We start from the raw sequence: 12,961 nt of genomic DNA, 5'->3' as shown, positions 1-12,961 counted from the left end.
CCCGATTCATAACGGTAAATTTGTAGGATTGAGTATTGTTTCAACTGCTTCAATCGTAGTTAAAGTAGGCTGATTTTGCTTAAAATAATATTCATATGTATGCGAAAGACCTTTTGTCAGCGAATATTCGGGTTGCCAACCCAACTTTTGGATACTCTGTTTATTACAGAGCAAACTTTCTTTGATCTCCCCATTTTTAGCTGGTTTATAAATAGGAGAGAGCTTACGTTGACTAAACGATTGAATAATAGAGTACAGCTCATTAATACTTGTACTAGTTGTTGATGAAATATTGAAGACGCCACTTCCAACGAATCTCAGCGCTTTGAGATTGGCATTCGCAACATCTGCTACATAGATAAAGTCCCTCGTTTGTAAACCGTCACCGTAAATAACCGGCTGCTCTTTGTTGATAATTTGATTCGTGAAGATCGAAATGACACCGCCATCGCCATTTGCTGTTTGCCTTGGTCCATACACATTACTATATCTGAGAATTACATAGTCTAAACCGTATAATTCTTGTGCTAATAGTAAATACTCCTCAGCTGTTTTTTTTGAAGCACCATAAGGAGATAATGGTTGAGTAGGGTGTGTAACGGAAATAGGTGTCACATTAGAATGCCCATATACAGCTGCAGAAGAGGCAAAAACGATCTTTTTTACTGCATACTTATGAGAAAGTTTAATAATATTGATTGTTCCCATAATATTAATCAGTGCATCATTCGTAATATCGGAAATAGAGTTTTGTACACTAACTTGCGCAGCTTCGTGAACTACATAGTCAGGCTGGAACGTCTCCATCGCCTGCTCTAATGATCCCTCATCTTCTATACTTCCTATGAAAGCCATGACTTTCGAATGGGCATTTTTCATAGATCCAGAGGATAGGTTATCATACACAGCCACTTTATAATTATTACGAGTCAATGTATCTACAATATGGGATCCAATAAATCCAAAGCCACCTGTTACTAGTACTCTCTCCATATCCTAATCTCCCATCCATAATTTATCTAGCTCCATTTCCAGTAAAGATAATGGTCAATGTTAGAAGCAAAATCTTAATATCCAAAGCAAGCGATTTATGCTGAATATAATATAAGTCATGAGTCAACTTCTTTTCAGGGGTTACATCATACCCCCCATTCACTTGTGCCCACCCAGTTAATCCCGGTTTTATAAGTAAGCGGCTTTTAAAATGGGGGAGAAACTTTTCAAACTCGTCATAGAAATATTCCCTTTCTGGTCTAGGACCAATGAGTGACATATCTCCTTTTAAAACATTAAAAAGCTGAGGTATTTCATCTATGCGGGTTCTTCGCATGAAGGCGCCTACCTTTGTAACCCTAGGATCTTTTATGCTTGCCCATTGTGGACCGTCTTTTTCAGCATCTAAAACCATCGAACGCAATTTTATCATTTTGAAGCTTTTTCCATATTGGCCTAGGCGTGATTGACAAAAGAAAGGGGAACCAGTTGAGTCGATTGGGATAAGAATGCAGAATAGAACTAAAATGGGTGATAAAATAAGTAACATAAAAAACGAAAGGGTAAAATCTATTGATCGTTTAAAAGCGAAATATGCTGAAGTCCATTGTGGTTTTATTAATAATTCTTCCTGACTAACAACTTTAGCTTTTGAATCCAATGATTCACCCCCTTTTTTTACGAAATAATCATGGTCCCGATTATTTCATGTTTTGCCCGTTCAAATTGTTTTTTTACACTTACAATCTTTTCTAACTTGTCTCTTCTTTCCTTTATCGCTAAAACAATACCATCACAGTATTTTGCCACGATGTGTGCATCAGGTCTGTTTAGACTATCGGATGTGTGAAATAAGATGATATCAAAATGCTTTTTCCATTCCTCGATTTGGTTAGGGAAGGTCTTTAATGTTAACAATGTTGCTGGTTCAAAATGAATTTCTCCTGTAGGTAAGCAGTATAGATAATCCGTTATCTTGATTGGATGATCCTTTAGTTTGTGTTGCTCTTCTAAGAGTATGGTTGTTAGACCAAATGAATGATCCATATTATACAAAGTATGAAGTGAAGGTTCGCGGAAATTAGCATCTACGATCAGCACTCGTTTATGTTGTTCTGAAAAGGCATGGGCTAAATAGGCTGTAGCATTGACAATGTTTTGTGTTTGTTCTAATGAAGTGACCATTAACAATATTGAATCCACCTTTGTAAGGTGGGATTCAATATTGTTACATATCGTATAAAATTGTTCTTTAATTTTGACATCATAAGGATTAAAGGGATGATTCCTATTAAATTTAATTGTCAAAGTGTTCACCCCGTTTCGCTGAGGATAAGGTTTTATAATCTTTTTTGTGTTCTTTCTTTTTACGTTTCGTGTTTAAGTTCACTCGACCTAACATCGGAAGACCAAGGCGGTCAAGCTCACGGTCGCTGTAGGTTGCATCATCAAGATGTTCTCGCATAAGCGCCAAAGCTATTCCAGAAAAGAAACCTATCACAATTGAAATGGCTATAACGAATTTAGGTTTTGGAAAAAGGAGTTCTGAACCATCAAGTACATTGGAATCATTCAGAATATTAATCTGATTTACGCTTGCAAAGCCTTTAAATCTATTTATGGACTGCTTAGCGACAGACTGTGCAATGGCAATAGCTAATTCTGGATTAGAATCTTTGACAGAAATCGTTATAATTTGCGAACTATCTCTATTGGTAACGGAAACTTGCTTGAGTAACTCATATTTTGAACGAGCTAGATTTAATTCTTCCTTGACACTTGTCATGGTAGTAGGGCTTTTAATGGTGTCCATATACGAAAGGGCGAGCTGTCTGTTTTCTTGTACTTTATTTATTGACGTTTCCTTTGTATCCATACTTAAAGATCCTGCTAAAACTTGAGTAGAGTACTGATAAGTAGGTTTCATGATGTACATGGACGAAATGAAAATGACTCCAGTAATACATAGTGTAGTAAGTATAATGATTAAGGATCGCTTTTTTAAAATTTGTATCAACTCTTTTATTTTTACTTTTTCATTCATCTTCTCACCACTTTTTATGGATTCTTGATTATGTGTTTGAATATTCAGAATATAGAGTATGGGTTTTTACTAGTTTACCTTTCTTTTGTAATAACACAGAAAATGTTTCATACATGGGTATCCTTTCTATCTTATTTTTCTTTTTTGGATTGGATATTCGATTGTATCTGTTACATTGACATTGATTTTCCCATTATTGGTTATATACAGTCCAAGATTTATGCATGGTTTTTCAACGAATAGATACGCCAAAATAGATAGTAGAACCGTAAAGACAAAGGCAAGAATGAGAATAAAGATGATAGGTAACCTATCATAAAATAGGTACATGAATGAGAATAAAGAAATTAAATGATACAAATATAGACTATAAGAAATTTTACCAAGAAGTGTAAGTGTTTTAGTTCTTAATAATGTAGAAAGTGTTAAGGATGATCGGCTTATCATCATTAAGATACAAACACCACTAGAGACAACATAATTTCTAAATATATAATTGTTTAAAACATCTATTTCACCAACCATTCCTTCATACATAAAACAAATAATTGCTATCAACAGTAGTACGATTTTTGTTGGTTTTTTCATATTGAGAGTATAGTTTAATATTTCATGGCGATATTTTGCTAACAAAGCCCCCATTAAAAAAATAGTTATGTAGTGGAAACTTAAAAGACTGCTAGTTATTTTCACACCAGAACCAAACAAATATAAGAAAATAGTCGAACAAAAACTTAATATAATAAAACATAATAAGGAATATCTGAGTTTTTTTCGTATAAAGAGAAAAATCAGTAGTGGAAATAGAATTGATATTCTCATTTCGTGTACAAGAGACCATATAACATTGTTATAGGCATCTGTATTATACTGTCCGATAAATAATAGATGTTGTAATAGTAAGGTTGGCGTCTCCGAAGTGGTCCAAGATTTACTAAACCAGTTACTAATAAACGGAATATGATTATGGCTGAAAAGCATTTTAGCCATAATAGCAAGTATGATAGCTATAAGATATGGTATGAATATTCTGCAAATTCTTTTTGTTATATATGAAGCATAATGGAACTTAGTATTATTAATAGATACATACAAAACGAAACCACTCAATAAAAAAAAGAGAATAACCGATTCATTACCGCTACTAAAGAACAGACGAAGAGGGGTTTCCTTTACTATATATATTGTGAAAGGACTATTTAATTCGTATTTGTATGTTTCATAGGCAGGGAATACCATCAAATAATGTCCAATTAAAACAATAAGAGCGGCTAATCCTCTTAATGAGTCAAATTCTTCATACCGCTTACTATTCATATTCTCCCTCCATAAGAGTTGTTTTTGTAAACAATATAGCACTAATTCGTTATAAAGTATATTAAGTTCTTTAAAACAGACAAAAATAGACAAAAAAAGTGGATTATAAAATCCATAAACTATAAGCTGAATGCTACTTTCTATAGAACGATAGGATTTAAACTGCTCCTCAATCACATATAGAAACCAATACATCTTTATGAATAAAACGAAATCTAGACCGTGTTTGTCGCATGTTTTAAATGGCCAATGAGAGAGTTTCAGGCAGCTTTAAGGAAAGAGATATATAAGGAATGTTCAATTTGAACTCAACACCCTAAGTAACAAAACCCAATTGAAGAATAGCTATTCCTAAATTATTAGGTCACAGCATGTCTACTGTCAGTTTTGTAATATTAAGACCTGCATTTTCCAGGATTAATCCAAAGCCACAAACAATAGTGAAAAGACACAATATGAAAAAATAAAAGAATAACCCTCGAATTTTGGTATAATAGATCTGTGAAGAACTAGTACCACATTTCGAGGGTTTTCCTATACAAGTTGCAATCCATCATCTAAAATTTAGAATAGCTTAGAGTAGACAGATGCCCGATCGATGCTTTCTGTCTTTTTGGTTTGTCCGATATGGCGGATATAGATATTCATCAGTATGTTCCTTATAACTCTTAAATACTACTATTATATTATTTTTATTTTTCTGACTGATTAATATGAGAATAAGTTTCTGATTATATGTATAATTATTTTTGACATATAATTTACTACATTAGTCAATTGGAGGAAAATAACGTGTATATAAAAGTAGATTCATTAGCCTTGTATAATCAATTTAATAACATTTGGATAGAATGTTGGCTTGAAAAAGGATATGGATTGGAAATGGAAGATGGCCCAGCCGATCGATACTTAATCACAGATTCAAAAGATCAAAAAGTAGGAACGATAGAATTTAAGCCATATCTATTAGAGCCGAATCATAATATTAACACAGTTTATCCTTTTCATCTGATTGAATCGATTAAAAATAATCCAGAATCGGTGATCGAAATTGATAAGGTTGCCATCTTAAAACAATTTAGAGGAAGGAACCTAGAAAGACTATTATCGGTGTTTGTTCACTACTCGGAACAACATGAAATTAGTTATTGTGTTGCTTTACTTGAGAGGGTTTTCTATAAGGCACTAAGAACGATCTATAAGTTTCCAGTGAAGTCTGTTGGTGAACAAATTTATTATAAAGGGGATTATGTGATCCCTGCTGTTATTTACCCTAAAGATCTGTATCAACATAAGGAAAAGTATCCTTGGTTACGAACTAGTAATCAAGATGATCATAAAAAGAATTATATATTAAGGTAATGCAAATCCAGAATGGAGAAACAAATGGACAGTCTTAAAACCCGGAAATTGGCTTATACTTTCATCGCGCTTTTTATTCTTTCTAACTTTCTTTGGAATATCATGTTTCAAAACAATCCGCCCGTATTAGATTGGGGTGCAGTGACATTTCAAATCATTGCTTGTCTTACATCCATTGGATGGCTTATTTATACTTTTTTTAAGACTTCAAAAAGTTTTTGGTTATTTCTTGGATTGGGAATTCTGAGTTATCTAATTGGAACGTTGATTTGGAGTTATAATGCATTTATTCTGAACCTTGATGGAGCGTCCAATACGATCTCTGAGAAATTTTGGATCTTGCAAAATGGCTTCTATTTTATCGCACTTCTGATTATCCTGAATAAAATAAAAAGCCATTTGCTAACCATTCGGTTCTTTCTCGATCTGTTAATCGTTATGACGGCAGCCACTACATTTAGTTGGATTTTTTTAATTAATCCATTGATCCATCAACATACCAATATGATGTTAAATATCCCGGAGTTACTTTATCCCATTTTAGATTTAGGTGTATTCGTAGGGGTTTTAAGCGTTTTTTTCGCATCAGGTAGCATTTTCTCAAAAATGACAAGATTCCTTCTCGTTTCTGGTTTTTTAACTCAGATTATTGCCGATAGTATTTTTATCTCTTTAAAAGTGATGAATCCATACTCTGTAGGAAGTATCAATGAACCGTTATGGATTCTATCCATCCTATTAATAGGCTTAGCTGGAATCTATTATGTGCCCTTTCAAAAGAAAGAGACGATAATCAATCAAAAAAGAAAAAATAAAAGTCATTTTTTGAAAATTATTACTCCTTACTTGGGTGTTCTTATACTTTCTGTTTATTTTATTTCCTTATTGTACAAAACGCATCCTGTTGTACTGGGTCTGTTTTTAACGATATTATTAGCTATTTTGAGACAAATCCTAACTTTATTAGAAAATGATAAATTAGTGAACGATTTAAATCAATTAAATGAAGATCTTGAAGAAAAGGTAAAGGAAAGAACGGATAAACTAGTAGAAACGCTAAATTCAATGGAATATATCGCTTTACATGACGTCGTTACTGGGTTACCCAATCGTAGATTTATGGAGAAAAGACTTTCACAAGCGATCAGCAATTCGGATGTGTTGCGACAGCGAATGGCATTTATGATGCTTGACTTGGACCGCTTTAAACAAATTAATGACAGTCTTGGCCATTCCTATGGTGATCTTTTATTAAAAGAAGTAGGGAGTAGATTAATCAATTGTCTAAATCAAGATCAATTTGTTTGTCGACTAGGCGGGGATGAATTTGCATTATTAATCGAAAATACAAATATGGATGAGATAGAAGCCATCACAGAATCTCTATTAACTACCTTAAGAGAAACCTATTATATTAAGGATGTTGAACTTAATATTACCCCAAGTATTGGGGTGTCTGTTTTTCCTGATCATGGGAATAACTTAGATGCTCTCATGATGGCAGCAGATACGGCCATGTACAAAGTAAAGGGAAAAGGAAAAAATGATTGTCAAATTTACAATGGTTCAATGAGTATGGAACCAACAGTAAAGTTAGAAACTTCGTTAAGAAAGGGTCTAGAGCGGGATGAATTTATCTTATACTACCAGCCGCAAATCTCCCTGATCAATCAAGAAATTGTTGGTGCAGAAGCTTTGATACGTTGGGAAAGACCTGGCTATGGACTGGTACCTCCATCAGATTTTATTCCAATTGCCGAAGAAATGGGGCTAATCTTGCCAATCGGAGAAAGAGTTTTATGGAAGGCTTGTGAGCAGTCCGCTTATTGGAGTAAAAAAGGCTTTACTCAATTAAGAATTGCCGTGAATATCTCCTCCTTACAATTTCAGCAAAATAATTTTATTGAAATGGTATCAAAAATTATCAAAGAAACCGGAGCCAATCCAAATCAAATCGAGTTGGAAATTACCGAAAGTATTGCGATGGGCCCAATTGAGCAAACAATAGCTAAATTAAATTTGTTAAAACAAATGGGCTTTAAAATAGCCATAGATGATTTCGGAACGGGCTATTCATCGCTCCATTATTTAAGCCAATTTCAAATTGACCGCCTAAAAATAGACCGTTCCTTCATTTCTGCTTTAGAGAATAGCGAAAAAGATGCAGCCATTGTGAAATTGATTGTCCTGATGGCGAAAAGTTTGAACTTCCAAGTGATTGCTGAAGGTGTAGAGAATAACACTCAAAAGTCATTTCTAGAAGACATACAATGCGATGAAATTCAAGGATACTTGTTCAGTCGCCCTGTATGTGTGGAGGATTTTGAGAGATTACTGGGGTAAGCAAGAACGGTCCCTTTGTTCTCTTTTGCACTTCTGGAGGATGACTATGACCATTTCAAATGATAATAAAATGATAGCAAAAACAGCTTTACAAGCATTTGGAGGCAAGCCAAATGTATCGAAATACTGGGACGATAAAAATGATAGTCATATTGATTTATTATCAACTATAAATAAACCATACGAGGGTATTACATCCTACTCAACTATTGGATTATCAGACTATTCAATTGGATACGCAGTAGACGCAAACCCTTAAGAACTGAAATCGTAGGGGCGAGTGCATCAAAGTTTGCACTTTTCCCTCATATACTATCGACATGTGCCCTTTATGTTATTAACACAAAGTTCTCTATTTATCATGGTGAAATATTTCGGGATATAATAAGAATGTATTACCCAGATAGCGAGATGGAGCACGTACTATTTACAGCCCCTTTTTTATGGGAAGATCTAAAGAATCTAGATTTTTCAGCTAAAAAAGTTGCATGGTTACGTGCAATACCAATATCAGAGGAAGAGTTTGTATTTGCTGAGAAGGAAGGAACAGAGGAACTTGAAGACTTGTTAGGGCAAAAAGATATAGATATATTCGATCCTTTAAATAGGAGTTAAACCTTCCTAATAAAAACACGCAAAAGGAAAATAATAGTGTTACAATCAAATAGTCTAGAATTTTCTAACAAGAGAGGACTTGAGGGGTATGGAACGTAATAAAGAATGTATGTATTGCATGGAGGATGAAGGTCGCGACAACTTAATGATTGAAATTTGTCAGTTGGATGTTTCTACTGTTTTTCTTTTTAAAGAGCAGACGTATACGGGCAGATGTAATGTCGTGTATAAGGATCATGTAAAAGAACTTTTTCAGCTTGATCAAGATGAATTGGCGGCATATATGAATGATGTAAAAAAAGTAGGAGAGGCTTTGGACAAGGCTTTCCAACCAAACAAGCTTAACTATGGGGCATATGGTGATAAAATGCATCATCTACATATGCATATCGTCCCTAAGTATGAAGATAAAGAAGAATGGGGTTCTACCTTTGAAATGAACCCAGGTAAAACATACTTAAAAGAAGAAGAATATCAGGAAATGATCGCAAGCATTAAAAAATATCTCTAACAACTAACGTTTTAAAATAGTTTGTACAACAAGAGGTGCACCAAATGGTAGCATCTCTTGTTGTTGAAAAATAATCGTAAATTCTTAAACGCGATTATACCGCTCTTGCATTTTTCATGCTAGATGACGGCGGCACGAGCAATTTTTAATCGAAAACCATACATCCTCTACGTCTCGAGAAAATGCTTTGAAAATACAGTAACAAAATCTTATCTATTTCTCCCCTTAACCAGGATTTATCTCATAAGAATGATCGGTTATAGTAGACCTGTTTTACTATTAATTGAAATGTTCTTTTTTCTCTCTCTTTCTGCTATAAATACCTCCCCTAGCTTACGAAGCCAATGAACGGATGAATACTAGATCATCCTAATGAACCTAGACAAAAACCATAATTTTCTATATAGTTAGTCTAAAAGACTTATATGGAAAGAGTGAAGATATGCATTGTTCATCATGTGGAGAAAGGCTTGCAAACTCCTCAAATTACTGTTCAACATGTGGGAAAAAGCAAAAAAAATCTAAAGTCGTTCCATTTTTACTTACGTTAAGTATTTTTTGCATCTTAGCAGTTGGTTTGTCACTCTATTATTACTTTCAGTATGATGTACCGACAGAAATAGCGTCAAAGAAAATAGTGACTGAGCCTGTGAAACAAGTAGTGGAAGAAAAAGCTGAAACGATTGCCTTACCAGCTAAAAAGACTGAGGTGCAGGTAGAGGTTAAAAAAGACATTACGGATGTTATTGCAGAACAGCAAACTAAAGTGTATACGATTTTTACAGAAACCTCTCAAGGATCTGGCTTTTTGATGAATCAAAATGGCGATATTGTAACCAATGCGCACGTGGTTGAAGGATCTGTCCAGGCAGTCGTTAAGAATTCAGATGGAAGTGAATATGGCGGTCAGGTAATTGGCTATTCCAACGATACCGATATCGCTATTATTCGTGTGTCAGAGTTGGCAGGAGAGGAGCCGATGGCGCTTGAAACTTCAAACCAGACATTAATAGGTGAAGAAGTAATCGCTCTTGGGAGTCCGCATGGTCTTGAAAATACGGCAACATTAGGATACATAACCGGAGTAGGTCGTAACTTTTTCATCGGAAACCGCTCTTATGAAAACATCTATCAGATGTCCGCAGCCATTTCCCCTGGCAGCAGTGGGGGACCACTTTTATCTAAAAAAACCGGAAAAGCAATCGCAATTAATTCAGCAAAAATGATTGGAGAAGAAGCGATTGGTTTCAGTATTCCGGTCAAGGATGTTTATAGTATTCTACAAGACTGGGTTGAACAGCCGCTCACTGAACAAGAGATTTTCGATTTGTTTTATAATGAATCTGGTGATTATTATTACCAAGATCTTTGGGAAAATGAAGAGGATTGGTATTTTGACGGTGGAGAATACGTTGAAGAAGAACCAGATACATTTATTGGAAATCCAGGCGAAGAAGAAACGGACTCATCCTATTACCAAGATTCTTATGAAGAGGATTCCTATTACCAAGGATATGATGATTCTGTAGAGTATGAAGAACTAGAGGAGTATCCAATTTATGAAGAATACGAGGAGCCCGTCGACACGGAAGATCCTTTGATATATGAAGAACCTATAGAAAATGAGGATCCAGCGCTTGAAGCCCCATACCCAAATGATGAAAATATTGATGGAAATAGTTTGAACGGTGAACTAGAGGTGGGAGGAAGTGAATAGTAAAAGTAGCTTTGTGTGCAAATCCCCACATGTAGGCGGTTTTCTGATAATCTATCAAACTACATGCTAATAAACTTAACAATAAAGCAGGTGGGCGGTGAGCTATTTCTCGATAAGAGGGAAGTAGAAATCTGGCGACATTCGAGGCAATTGCTAGGGACTTTATTCCAATCTAATTTTATTAGATGTCATAGCAATTGCCGTCATGCTATTTTTGCTAATAAAAAGAAGAAGGAAGGAACAGAGGCACCGAGATCCATTAGAAACGAAAATGGGGAAGGAGTTGTCTAGCTATCATTGGACGGATACCCCACATACCGAAATCCTCATTTATTACTTCGTAAGACCCTTTCCTATTTAAAGAAACGTATCAAGAATCACAATCCGATATTTATTTGCCTATGGTTATTGATAGGTTACAAAGCAGCGAAGTGGAAAATTAAAAACCACTTGTCAACAAATCTCAATATCCATACACTGCGATCAATAAGCAGAAACCGACTGCGTATTTAGTGGATTTGGGGCTTGAATAATTGGGGATACAAAGATTTTGATACTTTGCTAGTAAGCTAAGGTGATGGCTGGAACTATTCCATGTTTATGCAGTCTAATGTAATGAAGGATGGTGATGGGTGTGAAGAAGTTAATTGTTCCTCTTTTACTAATGAGTGTTTTTGTAACAGGCTGTGGAACGGATAAGCAAGGAAGTTTGGAAATCTCAAACCAGGTGGATTTTGGTGAAGAGGACTATCAAAAAATTGTGTCCGCCAATAATCAACTGGGAATGGATTTGCTGTCAGTGGTCGAGGCGAATGAAGATGGCAACACGTTCATTTCACCGACAAGTTTATTCATGGCATTGTCGATGGTATATAACGGAGCGGATGGGAAAACAAAAGATGAAATAGCCAAGGTTCTGCAGGTTGAAGGGATCGATGTAGCTGAGCTGAATCAAGCGAACGCTTCTTTGATGTCCTTGCTTCATAGTGACTCTAAGAAAATTCAGCTGAATGTCGCGAACTCGATTTGGTTAAATAATCAGTTTCATTTTCAGACTGACTTTGCCAAGAAAACAAGAGATTATTTTAATGCGAAGATTCAGGAAATGGATATATTGGATCGCCAGTCTTCTGAAATGATCAATGACTGGGTGAAACAGGCCACGAATGGAAAAATAGAAGAAATGGTAGAGGCTCCTTTAGATCCGAATTTAGTGGCCATTCTCCTTAACGCGATTTATTTTAAAGGGGGGTGGACCTATGGATTTGATAAAAAACAAACAGAGCAGCGAGCCTTTCATTTAAAAGACGGGACTACAAAGAATCTTCCACTAATGACGCTTAATAAAGAATTGGCGTATACGGAAAACAAAAACTTTCAGGCGGTCTCTCTCCCTTATGGCGATGGTGAAATGAGCATGAACGTATTTCTCCCGAAAGAAAATACCAGTTTAGAAGAATTTGAAAAGTTACTCACAAATGAAAACTGGAAGAATTGGATGTCCGAGTTCTATGAGAGAAAAGGAACGATCATGCTTCCAACCTTTCAAATGGAATACGAAGTGAAATTAAATGAAACGTTAAAAAAGCTTGGTATGAATTCTGCATTTGAAAGAGATGCCAATTTCACGAAAATGATTACAGAGGAAGAGCCGTTATCGATTAGTGAAGTAAAACAAAAAACATATTTGGATGTGAATGAAGAAGGAACAGAAGCGGCTGCTGTAACCTCAGTAGAAGTGGTTGCTGTGTCTGCACCCGTAGATAAACCATTTCAGATGGAGGTTAACCGGCCATTTTTCATTGCTATAACAGACGATGAAACGGGGACAATCTTATTCATGGGCTCGATTTCCAATCCACAGGAGGGGAAGTAGTTTTTTGATTGAATATGAATGCTGGAGTCAATCGTGCTTTCGTGGATTAATAAATAGTTACCTGTGCTACATTCCCAATCATATATTATTCAGTTCGGATTAATTATTTGAAATTCAGACAGAATATTAGATGTTTTGGACAAATTAACCTTCAAAATTAGAAGATTACTATCAATTACTAAC

General features: G+C 35.2%; 10 protein-coding genes and 1 pseudogene. 6 read left to right on the top strand and 5 right to left on the bottom strand.

Features of this window, described 5'->3' with window-relative positions; genetic code table 11:
- Positions 1–6: 6 nt before the first annotated feature.
- From JNUCC23_RS15510 to JNUCC23_RS15490, 5 genes are all read right to left on the bottom strand, one after another.
- Positions 7–993, bottom strand: a complete 987-nt coding sequence (locus tag JNUCC23_RS15510) for an NAD-dependent epimerase/dehydratase family protein (protein ID WP_454212275.1) — start codon at positions 991–993, stop codon at positions 7–9.
- A gap of 22 nt (positions 994–1,015) precedes the next feature.
- Positions 1,016–1,654, bottom strand: a complete 639-nt coding sequence (locus JNUCC23_RS15505) for a sugar transferase (protein WP_454212273.1) — start codon at positions 1,652–1,654, stop codon at positions 1,016–1,018.
- A 17-nt stretch (positions 1,655–1,671) separates the two neighbouring features.
- Positions 1,672–2,310, bottom strand: a complete 639-nt coding sequence (locus JNUCC23_RS15500) for a CpsD/CapB family tyrosine-protein kinase (protein ID WP_454212271.1) — start codon at positions 2,308–2,310, stop codon at positions 1,672–1,674.
- Positions 2,291–3,037, bottom strand: a complete 747-nt coding sequence (locus JNUCC23_RS15495) for a YveK family protein (RefSeq protein ID WP_454212269.1) — start codon at positions 3,035–3,037, stop codon at positions 2,291–2,293. The genes JNUCC23_RS15500 and JNUCC23_RS15495 overlap by 20 nt, the downstream gene beginning before the upstream one ends.
- 126 nt (positions 3,038–3,163) lie before the next feature.
- Positions 3,164–4,354 carry an acyltransferase family protein gene (locus tag JNUCC23_RS15490; RefSeq protein ID WP_454212267.1) on the bottom strand — a complete coding sequence of 397 codons (1,191 nt, stop codon included), beginning with the start codon at positions 4,352–4,354 and terminating at the stop codon, positions 3,164–3,166.
- A gap of 792 nt (positions 4,355–5,146) precedes the next feature.
- On the opposite strand from JNUCC23_RS15490, the gene JNUCC23_RS15485 reads away from it, so the two are divergent.
- From JNUCC23_RS15485 to JNUCC23_RS15460, 6 genes and pseudogenes are all read left to right on the top strand, one after another.
- Entirely contained in the window at positions 5,147–5,716 is a 570-nt protein-coding gene (locus JNUCC23_RS15485; RefSeq protein WP_454212265.1) for a hypothetical protein, read from the top strand.
- Between the two features lie 24 nt (positions 5,717–5,740).
- The gene (locus JNUCC23_RS15480; protein ID WP_062177498.1) at positions 5,741–8,059 is read left to right on the top strand and encodes an EAL domain-containing protein; all 2,319 of its coding nucleotides are present in this window, start codon (positions 5,741–5,743) and stop codon (positions 8,057–8,059) included.
- Positions 8,060–8,105: 46 nt separating this feature from the next.
- A pseudogene (locus JNUCC23_RS15475) lies at positions 8,106–8,674 on the top strand (suppressor of fused domain protein).
- An 88-nt stretch (positions 8,675–8,762) separates the two neighbouring features.
- A complete protein-coding gene (locus JNUCC23_RS15470; RefSeq protein ID WP_062177501.1) occupies positions 8,763–9,185 on the top strand; it encodes an HIT family protein in 423 nt (140 codons plus the stop codon).
- Between the two features lie 442 nt (positions 9,186–9,627).
- Positions 9,628–10,902, top strand: a complete 1,275-nt coding sequence (locus JNUCC23_RS15465; RefSeq protein WP_454212263.1) for a S1C family serine protease — start codon at positions 9,628–9,630, stop codon at positions 10,900–10,902.
- A gap of 634 nt (positions 10,903–11,536) precedes the next feature.
- On the top strand, positions 11,537–12,778 hold the full coding sequence (locus JNUCC23_RS15460) for a serpin family protein (RefSeq protein ID WP_454212261.1): 1,242 nt from the start codon (positions 11,537–11,539) through the stop codon (positions 12,776–12,778).
- Positions 12,779–12,961: the final 183 nt, after the last annotated feature.

This window comes from Peribacillus sp. JNUCC 23, from assembly GCF_053653995.1.
The sequence above is the reverse complement of the archived record's forward strand: the minus strand, read 5'-3'. Positions and strand labels throughout refer to the sequence as shown.

Bases quoted from the DNA above. Each gene is read 5' to 3' on its own strand.
- JNUCC23_RS15480 (WP_062177498.1), top strand. From the start codon at position 5,741: ATGGACAGTCTTAAAACCCGGAAATTGGCTTATACTTTCATCGCGCTT.
- JNUCC23_RS15465 (WP_454212263.1), top strand. From the start codon at position 9,628: ATGCATTGTTCATCATGTGGAGAAAGGCTTGCAAACTCCTCAAATTAC.
- JNUCC23_RS15470 (WP_062177501.1), top strand. From the start codon at position 8,763: ATGGAACGTAATAAAGAATGTATGTATTGCATGGAGGATGAAGGTCGC.
- JNUCC23_RS15490 (WP_454212267.1), bottom strand. From the start codon at position 4,354: ATGAATAGTAAGCGGTATGAAGAATTTGACTCATTAAGAGGATTAGCC.
- JNUCC23_RS15510 (WP_454212275.1), bottom strand. From the start codon at position 993: ATGGAGAGAGTACTAGTAACAGGTGGCTTTGGATTTATTGGATCCCAT.
- JNUCC23_RS15495 (WP_454212269.1), bottom strand. From the start codon at position 3,037: ATGAATGAAAAAGTAAAAATAAAAGAGTTGATACAAATTTTAAAAAAG.